The sequence below is a fragment of the Vagococcus sp. CY53-2 genome, assembly GCF_022604695.1.
In the GTDB taxonomy this organism is placed as follows: Bacteria; Bacillota; Bacilli; order Lactobacillales; family Vagococcaceae; genus Vagococcus.
The window spans coordinates 356,650-374,475 of the sequence record NZ_JALAHP010000001.1 but is presented as its reverse complement, the minus strand read 5'-3'; the positions used below and the strand labels follow the sequence as shown (position 1 = coordinate 374,475).

The window sequence follows — 17,826 nt, the reverse complement described above, 5'->3', positions numbered from 1 at the left end:
ATTTTAAATGAAATTTTTATATCATAGTATTTGGAGAGTAGGTGGCGTATGGAGAAAAAGATTGTTGAAACACTGTGGCACTGGATTAAAATGTTTGTACTATGTACGGTGATTATTTTTATCGTGCGAGCGTTTATATTTGTTCCATTAGAGGTGACAGGAAATTCTATGTCTCCTACGTTGAAAGAGCATGATTTTGTCGTAGTTGAAAACTTTTCTACAGTCAATCGATTTGATATCATTGTGTTTCATGCTCCGGATGGTAATACTTATGTTAAACGTGTTATTGGATTACCAGGAGATCACATTGTCTATAAAAATGATAGTTTATACATTAACAATAAATTAGTGGAAGAAACATTTTTAAAAGATATTAAGAAAAAAAAGAATGAATATGTGTTAACATCAGATTTTGATTCCAAGGATTTAATCGGTACGAAAACAATCCCTAAAGATCAGTATTTTGTTATGGGGGATAACAGACGTGTTAGTAAAGATAGTCGCTCTTTTGGAACGATTTCTTCTTATTCAATTATAGGGAAGGCGCGATTAGTGTATTATCCAATTCAAGATATAAAAATAATTAAAGACTAAAGGAGTAATGGTATGACAATTCAATGGTTTCCAGGTCATATGGCAAAAGCAAGACGTGAGGTTGCAGAAAAATTAAAATTAGTGGATATTGTTTTAGAGATAGTTGATGCAAGGCTACCTATTTCAAGTCGAAATCCTATGTTGGATTCGTTAATTCAACAAAAGCCAAGATTGATGTTGTTGAATAAAGCAGATTTAGCAGATGTAAAAGAAACACAAAGATGGCATGATTATTTTGCTTCTCAAGGAATCCATTGTTTAGCAATTAATGCGAATCAGGGAAAAGGAATCAATAAAATTACGCCAAAAGTTAAAGAAATTTTAGCAGAAAAAATTGCTAAACAAGCAGCTCGCGGGATGAAACCTAGACCAGTTCGCGCGATGTGCATTGGAATCCCTAATGTTGGTAAGTCAACGCTATTAAATCGTTTGGCAAATAAAAATATGGCGAAGACAGGGAATATGCCTGGAGTAACAAAGGGACAACAATGGTTAAAAACAGGAAAAGACTTAGAATTGTTAGACACACCAGGAATTTTGTGGCCAAAATTTGAAGATAAAGAGATTGGGAAAAAATTAGCCTTAACAGGTGCCATCAAAGATGCTTTATTACATATGGATGATTTAGCGTTATATGGTTTAGAATTTTTTAATGAATGTTATCCTGAACAATTACAAGAGCGATATAAATTAACGGATGAAGACATGACATTAAATCAAGTAGATAAATTGATGTTAATTACCAAAAAAAGAGGATTCCAAGAAGATTATGAGCGAGGTAGTGTCATGATCGTTCAAGAAATTCGAGATGGACGTTTGGGTAAGTACACACTAGATAGAGTTGAGGATATGCTTCATGAGTGAGACAATTCAATCCATTAAAGAAAAATTTTCTTTTGTTACCGATGAAAAGGATGACTTATTTGCTCAATATCAACAAGATGAGCGCAAAGGAGTTCAAAAAATTATTGATCAAACGAAAAAAAGGTTACAAAAGCAACAAGCATTAAAAGAACATTTTATTGCAATGACTCGTTATGAAAAAAAAGCAAGAGTACAAGGACATAATGTTATTGTCGGAATTGATGAAGTAGGACGTGGTCCTTTAGCTGGTCCAGTAGTTGCGGCGGCGGTTGTATTACCGGATGATTTTGATGGTATTGGTATTAATGATTCTAAGCAGTTATCTTTAAAAAAGCGTGAAGAATTTTTTGATAAAATTCAAGAACAAGCTGTGTCAATTGGTATAGGAATCATGAATGAAGAGGTCATTGATTCTGTCAATATATATGAAGCAACGAAATTAGCCATGATAGAAGCCGTCAATCAATTGACTGTCTCGCCAGATTGTTTGTTGATAGATGCTATGTCGTTACCACTTGATATTCCGCAAGAGAGTATTATTAAAGGAGATGCGAATAGTATTTCCATTGCTAGTGCAAGTATTATAGCAAAAGTAACAAGAGATCATCTAATGATGGATTATGATAAAGAGTATCCTGGTTACGGATTTGCAAAAAATGCTGGTTATGGGACGAAAGAGCATTTAGACCAATTAAACAAACAAGGCATTACTAAAATACATCGAAAATCATTTGAACCAATCAAAAGCATGATAAACTAAAATAACACTCTTTTGCGTATGTTGTTAAAAATAGCGCAAAGGAGTTTTTTTATGCATCAATTAGTTGTTTTTCGTTTAAAGCATACAAAAGGAATTGGAAATATCGGACGACTAAAGATATTAACTTATTTATTGGATAACCCACATGATTATTGTTTTGAGACCATGATCAAATTAGCCAATATCCCACCAAAATACCAACCAATCTTTGTGAAATCATTCAATGACAGTCAAAAAATAACTGAGGAAGACCTTTCTTTATTTCTAAAACAATATGGCATGATTACTTTTTTAGATAAAGACTATCCTGATTTATTATCACAAATTTATAATCCACCCATTGCTTTGTTTTACAAAGGTAGAAAAGAATTATTAAGTACACCAATGTTATCTATTATTGGATCTAGAGAGCAAACAGAATTTGGAAAAGAACTAATTGAAAAAATGATGCCGGATTTCATAGAGCAGCGTTTGACAATTGTGAGTGGATTAGCGAAAGGAAATGACACATTCGCTCATAAACTAGCCATTCGAAGACAAGGAAATACAATTGGGGTATTGGGCTTTGGATTAAATCGAGTGTATCCTAAAGAAAATCAGCGCTTGCAGGAGTATATGTATCAAAATCAATTGGTGATAACAGAGTATTTGCCTAATGAATCACCACTTCCTTATCACTTTCCAGAACGAAATCGAATCATCGCAGGTCTTTCATTGGGAACACTTGTGGTTGAGGCAAAAAAGAGAAGTGGTACGTTCATTACAGCTCAATTAGCATTAGAAGAAGGAAGAAGTGTTTTTGCTATTCCAAATAATCCATTGATAAAGGAATCAGAAGGGTGTTTGCTGCTTATTAAAGATGGGGCAAACTGTGTTCAATCAAGTTCAGATATTTTAGAAGAATTATAGAAAACCTTGACAAATACTATATCAATAGATAATATGATAAACGATTGCCGAAATGGTATATATAGAAGTATAAATTGTAAAAAAAGAGAGGAAGAGGGGCATGAGTTACAAATATTTAGTGATTGTGGAATCCCCTGCTAAAGCTAAAACGATCGAGAAATATCTCGGTAAAAACTATAAAGTCGTAGCAAGCGTTGGGCATATTAGAGATTTACCTAAAAGTAAAATGGGTATTGATATAGAAAATAATTTTGAACCTCACTACATAAACATTCGAGGAAAAGGTCCTGTTATTAAGGATTTAAAAAAACATGCAAAGAAAGCTCAAAAAGTTTATCTCGCAGCCGATCCGGACCGTGAGGGGGAAGCGATTGCATGGCATTTGGCTCATATATTAGAGCTAGACTTAGAAGATAATAATCGAGTGGTGTTTAACGAGATTACCAAAGAAGCGGTAAAACAGGCGTTTAAAGAACCACGAAAAATAAATATTGATTTGGTTGATGCACAACAAGCTAGACGTATATTAGACCGTTTGGTTGGTTACTCAATTAGTCCTTTATTATGGAAGAAAGTTAAAAAAGGTTTAAGTGCTGGTCGTGTTCAGTCGGTTGCACTAAAAATGATTATCGACCGAGAAGAAGAGATTAGACAATTTAAACCAGAAGAATACTGGAGCATTCCAGGAACATTCTTAAAAAATAAGGCAAAATTCTCAGCTAACTTTTATGGAGTAGATGGGAAAAAGGTGAAGTTGTCTAATGAGAACGATGTCAAACAGATCACGGAAAAATTAACTGGTCGTGATTATGATGTTGTTAAAGTGACGAAAAAAGAACGTAAAAGAAACCCTGCTAATCCATTTACAACAAGTAGTTTGCAACAAGAAGCTGCTCGTAAACTAAATTTCAGAACAAGAAAAACCATGATGGTAGCCCAACAGCTTTACGAGGGAATTAAACTTGGTAAAGGTCAAGGGACAGTTGGTTTAATAACATACATGAGAACAGACTCAACAAGACTGTCGGATACAGCTAAAAGTGAAGCATATGATTTTATTGTTGAGACATATGGACAAGAGTTTTTTGATTCCAAGAAAAAGCCAGCGAAAAGAGCAGAAGGCGCACAAGATGCCCATGAAGCCATTCGTCCATCAAGTGTGATGCGTACACCTGAATCAATTAAAGAATATTTAGATAAAGACCAATTTAAATTGTATTCGCTAATTTGGTCTCGTATGGTTGCTAGTTTAATGTCACCAGCAATTATGGATACGATGCGTGTTGATTTAACGCAAAATGGTGTCATTTTTGTAGCCAATGGTTCTAAAGTGAAATTCCCAGGATTTATGAAGGTTTATGTTGAGGGAAAAGATGAAGGGAAAGAAGAAAAAGATAATATCTTGCCTGATTTAGAGGTAGGCGACGTTGTTAAATCAGTTGATATCGAACCCAAACAACATTTTACTCAACCGCCAGCTCGATACAGTGAAGCAACACTGGTTAAAACATTGGAAGAGCAAGGTGTGGGACGTCCATCAACATACGCACCAACGCTTGAAACGATTCAACGTCGTTATTACGTTAAATTAAATGCTAGACGTTTTGAGCCGACTGAACTTGGTGAAATTGTGAATACGATTATGTGTGAGTACTTCCCACAAATTGTTGATACAACCTTTACTGCTGAGATGGAAAAAGATTTGGATGCTATCGCAGAGCACCAAGAACAGTGGGTAGATGTTATTAGTCGATTCTATCATCCATTTTCAAAAGAATTATCAACAGCCGAAGAAAAAATGGAAAAAATTCAGATTAAAGATGAACCAGCAGGATTTGATTGTGAAGTATGTGGCTCGCCAATGGTGATTAAATTAGGTAAATATGGGAAATTTTATGCTTGTAGTAATTTCCCTGATTGTCGAAACACAAAAGCAATTGTGAAAAAAATCGGTGTAACGTGTCCAACCTGTAAAAAAGGTGATGTCATCGAGAAGAAAACGAAGAAAAATCGTATTTTTTATGGATGTGATCGATATCCTGAATGTGAATTCACCTCATGGGATAAACCAATTGGACGCGACTGTCCTAAGTGTAATCACTATCTTGTACAGAAAAAAGTTCGTGGTGGTATGCAGATTATTTGTAGTAACTGTGACTATCAAGAAGACGTGCAAAAATAAAGATAGGTTTCTTTTTATAAATTGTGTATAATGCATAGGAGGGCAAGAGAACTCACTCTTGTCCTTTACTTAATTACTGAGAAAGAGGTAACTAAATGACAGAGAATAAAGTAACGGTTATTGGGGCAGGACTAGCTGGAAGTGAAGCAGCATGGCAAGCAGCAGAGTCAGGAGCTCAAGTTGATTTATATGAAATGAGAAAAATAAAAAAAACTCCAGCACATCACACGGATCAATTTGCTGAATTAGTTTGTACGAACTCCTTAAGAGCAAATGGTATTACAAATGCTGCTGGTTTATTAAAAGAAGAGATGAGACAATTTGGTTCAGTTATTATTGCAGCTGCAGATAAAACTCAAGTTCCTGCTGGTGGTGCGTTAGCTGTTGATAGAGAAAGTTTTTCTGAAGAAGTAACAAAACAAGTATCAAATCATCCAAACATTACTATTCATCATGAAGAAATCACTGAAATTCCAACTGAAGGTATTACAGTGGTTGCGACTGGTCCTTTAACAAGTGAGCCTTTAGCTGAAAGTATCAAAGAGTTTACTGAGTCAGAAGGATTATATTTTTATGATGCAGCAGCACCAATCATAGAAAAATCATCTATTGATATGGATAAAGTGTATTTAAAATCTCGTTATGATAAAGGTGAAGCAGCTTATCTTAATTGTCCTATGACAAAAGAAGAGTTCTATGCATTTAGAGAAGCGCTTGTTAATGCAGAAGTAGCGCCTTTAAAATCATTTGAAAAAGAAAAATTTTTTGAAGGATGTATGCCAATTGAGGTTATGGCAAATCGTGGCGAAAAAACAATGACATTTGGTCCGTTGAAACCAGTTGGATTAGAAGATCCAAAAACAGGTAAACGTCCATATGCAGTTGTTCAACTTCGACAAGATAACGCAGCAGCGTCACTTTATAATATTGTTGGATTCCAAACGCACTTAAAATGGGGTGAACAAAAACGTATTATTCAAATGATTCCAGGATTAGAACATGCAGAAATCGTAAGATACGGTGTGATGCATCGAAATACGTTTATGAATTCACCTGAATTACTTGATCCAACTTACCAATCACGTAAGAAACCAACGTTATTCTTTGCTGGTCAAATGACTGGTGTAGAAGGTTATGTTGAAAGTGCAGCAAGTGGTATCTTAGCAGGACGAAATGCTGCAAGACTTGCCCAAGGTAAAGAACCAATCGTACTACCACAAGAAACAGCGATTGGTGGTATGGCACACTATATCACACATACATCTGGTAAACATTTCCAACCAATGAATGTAAACTTTGGTTTATTCCCAGAGTTACCAGAGAGAATTCGTGATAAAAAAGAACGTTACACACAAATTGCTAATAGAGCACTTGAAGCGACAAAAGAGTCGTTAACTTTATTTGAGAAATAGTATGTCATTTGACATGCTATTTTTTTATGGTTTGCTTAAAAATTTGTATAAATTACTTAAAACATATAAATATATTGGTAAAAAAAAAATTTGTATGTTACATTAATTTTATAATTTGTAATGAAAGGGGTTGATTTCGATTGATCACTTAGCGTTATTTTTAAGATACTTGATAGATGAGCGACATTATTCATTACAAACAAAATACGCCTATGAGGATGATGTCACACATTTTTTTGAATTTTTGGAAGAAACAGGCAATTCTGACTATTTAAATATAATATTTCAAGATGCTCGAGTATATTTAGCTTATCTTCATGATAAAGAATACAGTCGTAATACGATTAGTCGGAAAATTTCGAGTCTTCGCTCTTTTTATCAATTTTTAATCAAAAATGAATGGATTAAAGATAATCCATTTAGTTATATACAAATGAAAAAAAAGAATAATAAATTACCAATTTTTTTATATGAAAAGGAAATGGCTATTTTATTGGATTCGGTATCAGGTCAGTCACTATTAGACAGACGAAACCGAGCGTTACTAGAATTATTATATGCTACAGGGATTCGTGTGTCAGAGTGTGTTTCAATTGAATTAAATGATTTAGATATAGATAATGGAATTGTATTAATCAATGGAAAAGGTGGCAAACAACGATATGTTCCTTTTGGGTCATTTTGCACGGATGCATTGATTGATTACATCTCAACAACTCGGGTAGAATTAATGACTAAATATCAATGTACTCATGAAAAGTTGTTTATTAATCATCATGGGCAAGTATTAACGGCAAAAGGTGTGCAGTATATATTGGATAAGCTAATTAAAAAAAGTAGTTTAACAACAAACATTCATCCACACATTTTTAGGCATACATTTGCCACACATTTATTAGATAATGGAGCTGATATGAGAACGGTCCAAGAGTTATTGGGTCATTCAAGTTTATCCTCCACACAGATATATACGCATGTGACGACCAGTGCGTTACAAAAGAATTATCGGAATTTTCATCCGAGAGCTTAATTTAGAATAGGAGAAAAAATTATGGGATATACAACATTTCATTCAACAACAATTTGTGCAGTAGAAAAAGACGGAAAATTTGCAATGGCTGGTGATGGCCAAGTAACAATGGGCGAATCAGTCGTGATGAAAGGGACTGCCAGAAAAGTTAGACGTATCTATAACGATGAAGTGGTCGTAGGATTTGCCGGTAGTGTGGCAGATGCGTTTAACCTTGAAGGAAAATTTGAAGAAAAATTAAATCAATATAAAGGGAATTTAATGCGTGCGGCTGTGGAACTTGCGATGCAATGGAGAAGTGATCGTGCGATGCAAAAATTAGAGGCCATGCTAATCGTAATGAATGATAAAGAGATGCTAGTAGTGTCAGGTACAGGTGAAGTAATCGCACCAGATGACGGTATTTTAGCGATAGGTTCTGGTGGTAACTATGCATTAGCTGCTGCAAGAGCACTTAAACGAGATGGCCGTGAAGATTTAACGGCTGGTGACATCGCAAAAGCTGCGCTAAATGTCGCAGGAGATATTTGTGTTTACACAAACCACAACATTATTGTAGAAGAAATATAGGAGATGACGTTAATGAGTACAGTAACAAAAACACCAAGACAAATTGTAGAAGAATTAGACCAATATATTATTGGACAAAATAAAGCAAAAAAATCTGTAGCGGTGGCATTACGTAATCGTTATCGCCGTATGCAATTAGACGAAGTTATGCAACAAGATATCACGCCTAAAAACTTGCTAATGATTGGACCAACTGGTGTAGGTAAAACAGAAATCGCAAGACGACTTGCTAAAATTGTTAATGCACCATTTGTAAAAGTTGAGGCAACGAAATTTACAGAAGTTGGGTACGTTGGTCGTGATGTTGAGTCAATGGTTCGTGATTTAGTTGAAGCAAGTATTGCAATTGTGAAAAAAGATCAATACAGCCAAGTATATTCACAAGCTAAAAAAGCTGCGGAAGATAGATTGGTTAAATTATTAGTACCTGGTATCAAAAAAGAAAAACGTCAATCAACGAACCAATTTGATATGATGATGCAAATGATGAATGGTTTCCAACAAAACAATGACGAAGAAAAAGAAGAAGTGACTGATTCTATCAGAGTAAGCCGTGAAACAGTTCAATCTCAACTTGAAAAAGGTCAACTTGAAGATAGAGAAATCACGATTGAAGTGGAAGAGAAAAAACAAACGCCAACCATGAACAATGGATTAGAACAAATGGGTATTGATTTAGGCGATGCCCTCAATTCATTAACACCTAAGAAAAAAATCAAACGTACGGTAACTGTAAAAGAAGCACGTGAAATTTTAATTAATGAAGAATCTGAAAAACTTGTTAATAGTGCAGATATTCATAGTGAAGCGATTAAACTTGCGCAAAATAACGGGATTATTTTCATTGATGAGTTTGATAAAATTACCTCTAAATCTGAAAGTAATGGTCAGGTGTCTCGAGAAGGGGTTCAACGTGATATTTTACCAATCGTTGAAGGTTCAATTGTGAATACTAAATATGGTACGATTGCAACAGATCATATTCTATTTATCGCTTCAGGAGCATTCCATTTAAGTAAACCAAGTGATTTAATTCCTGAATTACAAGGACGTTTCCCAATTCGTGTGGAACTAGATGATTTAACAGCAGAAGATTTTGTCCGCATCTTAACTGAACCAAACAACGCATTGATCAAACAATATATCGCCTTACTTAAAACTGAAAATATTGATGTGACATTTACTAAAGAAGCAATTGAACGTTTATCTCATATTGCATATAACGTAAATAGTGAAACAGATAATATTGGAGCAAGACGTTTGCATACTATTTTAGAAAAATTATTAGAAGATTTATTATTTGAATCTCCTGATATGTCAATGGGTGAAATTACCATCACTGAACAATATGTTAATGAAAAACTCGGTGAAATATCTGAAGATGAAGATTTGAGTCGTTATATTTTATAAGAACTGCTTAGGAGTGGTGGTATGGATGATTTATTGCAAAAAACACGTATGATTAATGAATTATTACAAAAAGAAAATACCATTCAAGAAGAAAAAGAACTACCTTATTTACAAATGGCACAAGTATTATCGGATATTATGGAGTGTAATACTTATATTTTGTCAAAAGATGGTGAATTATTAGGATATTCTGTGGTACATGATTTTAATAATGAACGAATTAATAAAATGATTAGTAAACATCAATTTCCTCATTCGTACACTACCTTATTAAAAGATATTCAACAAACAGTTGAAAATATTCCAATTGATGAAGAATTAACTATTTTTCCTTTTGAATTAAAGAAAGAATTAACCAACGCCTACACAACTCTTGTTCCAATATTTGGAGCAGGAGCTAGGCTTGGTACAATTCTTTTAGGTCGTGTAAATAAAAAATTCAATACAGAAGATTTTATCTTAGGAGAATATAGTGCAACGGTTGTTGGTATGCAACTACTTTATCAAAAATCTGGCGATATAGAAAAACAAATGCGTGAAACAAGTATGGTTCAAATGGCACTGAAGTCGTTGTCTTTTAGTGAATTAAAAGCCATAAAAGCAATATTCGAAGAACTAGATGGAGAAGAAGGGATTCTAACAACATCTAGTATTGCTGATAGGATAGGAATTACGCGTTCAGTTATTGTCAATGCCTTAAGAAAACTTGAATCGGCAGGTGTCATTGAAACTAGGTCTCTAGGGATGAAAGGGACATTTATTAAAATTGCGAACAAACAATTAATAGATCTACTTGATAAAGAAACGGTAGTATAGGAGGTTTGACATGACGTTAAATTTAGAATCAGATACAGCAAAAGTAACGATTAATGAACTTGGTGCTGAGCTATCCAGTTTTATTTTAAAAGAAACGTGTGTTGAATATATTTGGCAAGCGGATTCACATTTTTGGGGACGTCATGCACCAATTTTATTTCCGTTTGTTGGTAGATTGAAAAATGATAAGTACCTATACAAGGGGAAAGTCTATAAAATGACTCAACATGGATTTGCAAGAGATATGATGTTTGATGTAATTGAAAAGGATGATTCTTCTGCTATTTTGGAGTTGAAAAGCAGTCAGAAGACATTAGAAAAATACCCATTTGAGTTTCGTTTGTTAATAGGTTATAAATTAGCAAAAAATGAACTGATTATAAGTTATGACGTTTCAACGCTTTCTGACGAGATGTATTTTTCGATTGGTGGACATCCTGCTTTTAATGTTCCATTAATCAAAGGGACAAAAATGAACGATTATTATCTTCAGTTTGCTCCACTAAAATCTCGAACAAAAATACCATTAAAAGGGTCATATATTGATACGTCTTGTAAGACATTAGCTCAAACAAATACACCTATTCAATTGAAACATGAGTTATTTAAAGAAGATGCTCAAATTTTAGAAACAAAGGGAAGAAATACTTTTTCTATTCTATCTGATAAGCATTCACATGGTGTGATAGTGAGTTATGAAGAGTTTCCGTTTGTTGGTTTTTGGAGTCCTAATACGGTTGAAGCACCGTTTGTTTGTATTGAACCTTGGTGTGGGATAGCTGATGATACTTCTAGCAACGGCAAAATAGAGGATAAAATTGGAATAAATAAACTGTTTAAAGGCGATATTTTTAGCAGAAGTTATTCTATAAATATTCAATAAAATAAAAAAACAAGGCGATCATATACCTAAGAAGACATGTGATTGCTTTGTTTTTAATTGTTAAAAACTTATATTATTCTATTCAAGTTATGTTGCTTCTAATAATTGTGTACCAACAATAGTATATCTTCTATCAATCTTGTCTTTAGTAATAACGATATAACCATTTCCATCAGTACCAGGACTCATTTGATGAGGTGCTTTAAAAGTACCATTTGAATCAATATTAGGATCAATTGATAAAACCTCAGGGATATCTAGTTTTTATCTATCACCTGCTGAGCATAAGATTTCGCATTTTTCAATGTTACTTCTTCATATGGAAGAATATCTAATTTTGCATAAATACCATTGTATAAGTTTTTCATGGCTTTATATCTTAATTCGTTTACTTTATCCTCGTCAAGAGAGCCGTTCTCTAATAAATTACCATAATAATCATTAATCCCCATATAATAACTGATTATTCATCCTGAGTTAATCCTGAAAGATCCAGTGTTCTTTGGTTGATAGGAACGCTTCCGCATTATTTTATTCCTTTTGGATTGATTTGCATAGTATCTTCTATTTTAGCTACGTTAGCTTTTTCATCATCAATGGTTTCTTTTTCAGATGCTTCTTTTTGTGTTGATTCACGTTGGACTATTTCGTTATTGTTTTTTGTAATACTTTGTTGAGTAGTAATTTGTATGTTTTTTTACTAGGTGCTTTTTCTTTCGTGCTACAGCTATTTAAAATTAATAACGCTGGAATAATTATTAACCATATTTTTTACATTATGCCATCTCCTTTTTTAACGTTTTCATCGTACCCAAAAATGGCATTTTTAGAATGGAAATGTTATCTTTTTTACTATTATACTGGGTTTTATGTAAAAAGCCACTCAAACGAGTAGCTTTAACGGATTTCTATTTGGGAATGCTGTTTTATTATCCAAAATAACTAGTATCTTCAATATTTAATTCACTTAAAATGATAGAAGCTGTTTCCTCAATAGAAAGTTGAGCCACATTGATAACAAGGCATCCGAGTTTTTTATATAAATCATTGGCAAATTCTAACTCACGTTTAATCTTATCAATATCAGAATAAGCAGTATCTGGATTTAAGCCATAAGATTTCATTCGTTCTCGGCGAATGCGATTTAATACTTTTGGATTATTTGTCAAACCAACAATTTTTTTCGGGTCAACTTCCCAAAGTTGTTGTGGAATATGGGCTTCTGGTATTAGTGGTAAGTTGGCAACTTTTAAATTTTTATTGGCTAAAAATAAACTTAGTGGCGTTTTTGACGTACGTGAGACACCAAGGAGAAGAATATCAGCTTCTAAAAAACCTTTAGGGTTTTTACCATCATCATATTTAACGGCAAATTCCATCGCACTAATTCGCTCGAAGTAATTTTTACTTAAAAAATGCATTGCACCAGGCAAACGACTTGGTTCTAATCCCGTTCTATTGGATAGCTCATCAACTAGTCCAGATAATATATCTATGGTAAATAGATTATGCTCTTTTCCGTAGTTGTTGGCTATGTTAACTAAATCTTTTGAAACAAGTGTATGTAAGACAATAGCATTCACTGCTTTTGCTTCTTCGAGTGCTTGTATTAGCTCATTTTCATGATAGATGAAAGCTCTTTTGACAATTTGGATTTTTATTTGAGCATCTTCATATTGTGCCATAGAAGCTTGGGCTAGTTTAGAAGCTGTTTCGCCGGCTGAATCAGAAATAATAAAAATACTGATACGTTGGTCAGTCATAAAGGTTTCACATCCTTAATATTTTTACTTTATTTAAATTATAGCATATAATATAACATAAACGATGATTATTATGAAAAGAGGGAGAGATTTTGGAAAAAGAATTAGATTATGCAATAGCGACAATGAAAGACAATGGCTTAAAATATACAAAAAAACGTTCGGATATACTTTCTTTTTTAATTAATGAAAATCGTTATGTTGCAGCGTTAGATGTCTTTCACTTTATGAACAATAAATATCAAGGTGTTAGTTATGATACGATTTATCGGAATTTAAGAGATTTTGCAGAATTAAATATTTTAGAGGAAACAGAGTTACAAGGTGAAAAAAGATATCGATTCCATTGTGATGTTCATGGGGAACACCATCATCATCACTTTATTTGTACCTCTTGTGGTGCAACACGAGAGATTCATATGTGTCCAATGGATATGTTTCAAGAACAGCTACCAGGTTGCTTAATTGAAGGTCATCGTTTTGAAATATTAGGAAAATGCGAGAAATGTTTAAAAAATTAACAATAGGTAGTTGACGAGAAAAACTCAATTAGCTATAATATATTGTGAACAGTTTTTTGTTTAAGATTACTTTATATAAAAAACGGTTACCAAAAAGTTTGGAGGGAGGGATTTATATGTCAAAAACTGTTGTTCGTAAAAACGAATCATTAGATGACGCTCTTCGTCGCTTCAAACGTTCCGTTTCAAAAACTGGTACTTTACAGGAGTACCGCAAGCGTGAATACTACGAAAAACCAAGTGTTAAACGCAAGAAAAAGTCTGAAGCTGCAAGAAAACGTAAAAAATACTAGTTTTAATGAATGGATCTGATATTATGACTCTACTGAATAGGTTAAACAATGATATCAAAGTAGCGATGAAAGCAAAAGATAAAGAAACATTATCTGTTTTACGGATGATGAAATCTTCTATTCAAAATGAGGAAATCAAAAAGGGTGAATCATTATCACCTGATGAAGAATTAACTGTCTTATCTAGAGAGATGAAACAACGTAAAGATTCGTTACAGGAATTTAACCAAGCTGATCGTCAAGATTTAGCGGAAAAAGTTTCTGGTGAGATTAAAATCGTTGAGCGTTATATGCCTGAACAATTATCTGAAGATGAATTACGACACATTGTTCAATCGGCAATAGATGAAACAGGTGCATCATCAATGAATGATTTCGGAAAAGTAATGGGTGCTGTTATGCCTAAAACTAAAGGGAGAGCTGACGGTCAGAAAGTTAACTCTTTAGTAAAAGAAAGTTTAGCGTAGTCTATTATGGGTTCTTTATTAATTGTATATGAAAGATTTTTTAGAAGATAGTGGTGGTTATTACCTCTATCTTCTTTTTTATGCTATACTACAGACTTCTAAAGATGAAAAGATGTTTGAAAGCACCCTCGTTATTTTTTTTATTTAGAGAGTGTGGTATTATTTAGGTTATAAGAAGATGAAGGAGCTGTAGTGATTGACATCAGAAACAACATTAGTATTTATGTTAGATAAGAACATTGAAAGCAATGATTTGTTTGGTACACATGATAAACATATTAAAATACTCGAGGAATATTTGAATGTATCAATTTCTTCAAGAGGAGAGGTTGTTCATTTATCAGGAAATGTTGAAAATGTCTCCATGGTTCAAGATATTTTAACTGCCATACAACAATTGATTCTAAGAGGACATAAAATTACAAGTAGTGATATGTTAACAGCTATTCAATTAGCGAAAAAAGGACAATTAGAGACATTCTTTAGTCTATACGAACACGCTTTATTAAAAGATAATAAAGGAAATGCCATTCGTGTAAAAAATGATGGTCAGAAAAAATACATTCAAGCCATTAAAAAAAATGATGTGACGTTTGGTATTGGTCCTGCTGGAACAGGAAAAACGTTTTTAGCAGTTGTAATGGCAGTGAGTTCCCTAAAAAAAGGTGAGGTAGAAAAAATTATTTTAACCCGTCCAGCTGTTGAAGCAGGTGAAAATCTAGGATTTTTACCTGGAGATTTACAAGAAAAGGTTAATCCATATTTGCGACCTGTTTATGATGCGCTGTATCAAGTTTTAGGTATGGAGCACACAGCCCGGTTAATGGATAGAGGTGTCATTGAAATCGCCCCTCTTGCCTATATGAGAGGAAGAACATTGGAAGAAGCTTTTGTGATATTAGATGAAGCTCAAAATACAACAAATGCACAAATGAAAATGTTTTTAACTCGTTTAGGAAACCATTCTAAGATGATTATAAATGGAGATAAAACGCAAATAGATTTACCTCGTGGAGTTGAAAGTGGGTTAATTCATGCTGAAAAAATTTTAAGAGGCATTAAACGAATTGCATTTATAGAATTTTCAACACAAGATGTGGTGAGACATCCGGTGGTTGCTGATATCATTAAAGCATATGCAGATAACTAAAAGGAGAAAAAAGGAGTGAGTGAGGTAAATGAAAAAAATCCAACAAGTGCCTAAAGCACTTGGAAAATATTATACACCTCTAATTCTATTTTTAATGTCATTAATCATGTTTAGTTTGATGTTTGGTAGTGTAAGACAAAAACAAGTTACTTATAAAGTGGGCCAATTATCAAGTGAAACAATACGCGCTAATAAAACCATTGAAAATAAAGATGAAACAAAAGAAAAACAAAAGTTAGCAATGGAAAGTGTGACACCAGAGTATACTTACAATCCAGATGTTGAGACAAAGCAAATTGAATATGTTAAAACCATTTTTGATTTAGTAAATCAAGTCAATGAAACAGCTGAAAAACAATATAATGAAAAAAAGAGTAGTTCAAAGCCTACTGTAGAAGATAAATTACCTATGTTAAAATCTAATTTTGAAAAATATAGTCAAAATGATATTGCATTTTTTCAGTCTTTTCCAGACACTTTTTACGAACAATTACTTGAGTTACCTCGTTCTGATTTAACTAAACTGGAAGAAACGTCTGAGAACACATTGAGAACAATTTTGGCTAAACATATTAGAAATTCTACGCTTCAAGGAGAAAAGCAAACGGCCAAAGAAATGGTTCAGTACGATGAGTTTAGTTCACAAGAAATTAATTTACTTGTGATGATTTTTGATAAAGCAATCGTAGTGAATGAAGTGGTAAACGATAAAGCAACAGAATCTATGAAAGAAAGTGCCAAAAATAATGTGCTTCCTGTGATGATTTATCAAGGTGAAATCATTGTCCGTGAAGGGGAACAAATTGATTCTAAGGCAATGGAGAAAATAAAGTTACTCGGCTTAACTAATCAATCTACGTCAACTTCGCCGTTGCTATCCATGTTACTCGTTATTTTGTTACAAGTCGTATTAATAGGGTATATTTTACGACATACTAATCAAGAAGTACGTGTTAAAAGTGTTACCTTATATGCTGTTGCTATTACAGTGAGTGTTTTATTTATGAAATTACTTTATTTATTCCAAAAAGATAATTTAAGTAATGTTTCTCTATTATTCCCAGCAGCATTTGGATCGGTTATTTTATATATGTTTTTAGATAAACGATGGGGATTGTTGATGGGTATGTTTCAAGCTATTTTTTCTATCTTTATTTTCTATAATTTAGCGGGAACCACATCACTATTAGTTATTTCACTTTTTTATATGTTTTCTGCATTTGTGTCAACTTTTTTAGTTAACGAACGAATAGGTGTACAATTAAAAGAAGCATTCTTTTTATTGATTATTATGCCAATTCTTTTTATGGCAGTATTAGTGATTTATCAAGGCTTTAATATTGGGGATAGTCGTTCTATTACAACGTTATTTATTTCAACAGGTAGTGGGCTATTTTCATTTATTTTATCTATTGGGTTATATCCATACATCGAACTATTGTTAACAGATGATAGTGTGATTGTATTAAATGAATTAAGTAATCCAAATCAACCTTTATTGAAACAATTGTTAGAAGAAGCTCCTGGAACGTACCATCATAGTATGATGGTGGCTAGTTTAAGTGCAAACGCCGTCGCTCAAATTGGAGGAAACTCGTTATTAACACGCGTGGCAAGTTACTATCATGACGTGGGTAAAATCAAACACGCAAACTTTTTCGTGGAAAATTTACCAGATGGGGCAGAAAATCCTCACAATTTCTTGTTACCATCAGATAGTAAAGAAATCATATTTAGTCACGTGACAGATGGTGTGAAGATTCTAGAAGAAGCGAATATGCCACAATTTGTCATTGATGTGTGTCAACAACATCATGGGACAACCTTGATGAAGTATTTCTTCATTAAAGAACAAGAACGAAATCCAGAGACAACTGAAGAGGCATTTAGATATCCTGGACCAAAACCTCAATCTCGTGAAGCTGGTGTGATTAATATTGCCGATAGTGCTGAAGCAGCTGTTCGTGCGATGGATCACCCAACGAATGAAAAAATCAAAGAATTTGTCCATAACTTAATTCAATCAAGATTAGAAGATGGGCAGTTAAATGAATCAGGTTTAACATTGGATGAGATTGCTATAATTGAAAAATCCTTAGTGGACGGGTTATGTTCAACATTCCATTCACGAATTAAATACCCGAAAATGAAATCAGAAGCAGAAAAAATGAAACAAGAACAAGAAGAAAGAAGGATTTAACA

General features: G+C 33.4%; 18 protein-coding genes. 16 read left to right on the top strand and 2 right to left on the bottom strand.

Features of this window, described 5'->3' with window-relative positions; translation table 11 throughout:
• Positions 1-48: 48 nt before the first annotated feature.
• From lepB to MN581_RS01770, 11 genes are all read left to right on the top strand, one after another.
• Positions 49-594: a signal peptidase I gene (lepB, locus tag MN581_RS01820; RefSeq protein WP_117972824.1), complete on the top strand. Its 546-nt coding sequence runs from the start codon at positions 49-51 to the stop codon at positions 592-594.
• Positions 595-606: 12 nt separating this feature from the next.
• Positions 607-1,458 (top strand): ribosome biogenesis GTPase YlqF, encoded by an 852-nt coding sequence (gene ylqF, locus MN581_RS01815; protein ID WP_117972823.1) that lies wholly within the window; start codon positions 607-609, stop codon positions 1,456-1,458.
• A complete protein-coding gene (locus MN581_RS01810; RefSeq protein ID WP_241699057.1) occupies positions 1,451-2,218 on the top strand; it encodes a ribonuclease HII in 768 nt (255 codons plus the stop codon). Before ylqF ends, MN581_RS01810 begins: the two co-directional genes overlap by 8 nt.
• Before the next feature lie 51 nt (positions 2,219-2,269).
• Positions 2,270-3,127 carry a DNA-processing protein DprA gene (gene dprA / locus MN581_RS01805; protein WP_158559405.1) on the top strand — a complete coding sequence of 286 codons (858 nt, stop codon included), beginning with the start codon at positions 2,270-2,272 and terminating at the stop codon, positions 3,125-3,127.
• 100 nt (positions 3,128-3,227) lie between these two features.
• Positions 3,228-5,309 (top strand): type I DNA topoisomerase, encoded by a 2,082-nt coding sequence (topA, locus tag MN581_RS01800; RefSeq protein ID WP_241699056.1) that lies wholly within the window; start codon positions 3,228-3,230, stop codon positions 5,307-5,309.
• A 95-nt stretch (positions 5,310-5,404) separates the two neighbouring features.
• A complete protein-coding gene (trmFO, locus tag MN581_RS01795; protein WP_241699055.1) occupies positions 5,405-6,721 on the top strand; it encodes a methylenetetrahydrofolate--tRNA-(uracil(54)-C(5))-methyltransferase (FADH(2)-oxidizing) TrmFO in 1,317 nt (438 codons plus the stop codon).
• Between the two features lie 130 nt (positions 6,722-6,851).
• Positions 6,852-7,751: a tyrosine recombinase XerC gene (gene xerC, locus MN581_RS01790; RefSeq protein WP_241699054.1), complete on the top strand. Its 900-nt coding sequence runs from the start codon at positions 6,852-6,854 to the stop codon at positions 7,749-7,751.
• 21 nt (positions 7,752-7,772) lie between these two features.
• Positions 7,773-8,321, top strand: a complete 549-nt coding sequence (gene hslV / locus MN581_RS01785) for an ATP-dependent protease subunit HslV (RefSeq protein ID WP_118249710.1) — start codon at positions 7,773-7,775, stop codon at positions 8,319-8,321.
• Between the two features lie 12 nt (positions 8,322-8,333).
• Entirely contained in the window at positions 8,334-9,731 is a 1,398-nt protein-coding gene (gene hslU / locus MN581_RS01780) for an ATP-dependent protease ATPase subunit HslU (protein WP_241699053.1), read from the top strand.
• A gap of 21 nt (positions 9,732-9,752) precedes the next feature.
• Positions 9,753-10,547: a GTP-sensing pleiotropic transcriptional regulator CodY gene (gene codY, locus MN581_RS01775; protein WP_117972815.1), complete on the top strand. Its 795-nt coding sequence runs from the start codon at positions 9,753-9,755 to the stop codon at positions 10,545-10,547.
• A 10-nt stretch (positions 10,548-10,557) separates the two neighbouring features.
• Entirely contained in the window at positions 10,558-11,430 is an 873-nt protein-coding gene (locus tag MN581_RS01770; RefSeq protein WP_241699052.1) for an aldose 1-epimerase family protein, read from the top strand.
• A 257-nt stretch (positions 11,431-11,687) separates the two neighbouring features.
• On the opposite strand, the gene MN581_RS01765 is transcribed toward MN581_RS01770, so the two are convergent.
• The gene (locus MN581_RS01765; RefSeq protein ID WP_117972813.1) at positions 11,688-11,882 is read right to left on the bottom strand and encodes a hypothetical protein; all 195 of its coding nucleotides are present in this window, start codon (positions 11,880-11,882) and stop codon (positions 11,688-11,690) included.
• Between the two features lie 477 nt (positions 11,883-12,359).
• Positions 12,360-13,193 carry a pyruvate, water dikinase regulatory protein gene (locus MN581_RS01760; protein ID WP_241699051.1) on the bottom strand — a complete coding sequence of 278 codons (834 nt, stop codon included), beginning with the start codon at positions 13,191-13,193 and terminating at the stop codon, positions 12,360-12,362.
• A 92-nt stretch (positions 13,194-13,285) separates the two neighbouring features.
• Between MN581_RS01760 and MN581_RS01755 the strand changes: the two genes are divergently transcribed.
• The 5 genes from MN581_RS01755 to MN581_RS01735 all read left to right on the top strand — a co-directional run bounded on the left by MN581_RS01755 (position 13,286) and on the right by MN581_RS01735 (position 17,824).
• Positions 13,286-13,714: a Fur family transcriptional regulator gene (locus MN581_RS01755; RefSeq protein WP_233519171.1), complete on the top strand. Its 429-nt coding sequence runs from the start codon at positions 13,286-13,288 to the stop codon at positions 13,712-13,714.
• A 116-nt stretch (positions 13,715-13,830) separates the two neighbouring features.
• Positions 13,831-14,007, top strand: coding sequence for a 30S ribosomal protein S21 (gene rpsU, locus MN581_RS01750; RefSeq protein WP_071456767.1), 177 nt, complete (start codon positions 13,831-13,833; stop codon positions 14,005-14,007).
• Between the two features lie 23 nt (positions 14,008-14,030).
• Positions 14,031-14,474: a GatB/YqeY domain-containing protein gene (locus tag MN581_RS01745; protein ID WP_241699050.1), complete on the top strand. Its 444-nt coding sequence runs from the start codon at positions 14,031-14,033 to the stop codon at positions 14,472-14,474.
• A 223-nt stretch (positions 14,475-14,697) separates the two neighbouring features.
• On the top strand, positions 14,698-15,624 hold the full coding sequence (locus MN581_RS01740) for a PhoH family protein (RefSeq protein ID WP_241699221.1): 927 nt from the start codon (positions 14,698-14,700) through the stop codon (positions 15,622-15,624).
• A 28-nt stretch (positions 15,625-15,652) separates the two neighbouring features.
• Positions 15,653-17,824 (top strand): HDIG domain-containing metalloprotein, encoded by a 2,172-nt coding sequence (locus MN581_RS01735; protein WP_117972811.1) that lies wholly within the window; start codon positions 15,653-15,655, stop codon positions 17,822-17,824.
• The last annotated feature ends 2 nt before the right edge of the window (positions 17,825-17,826 follow it).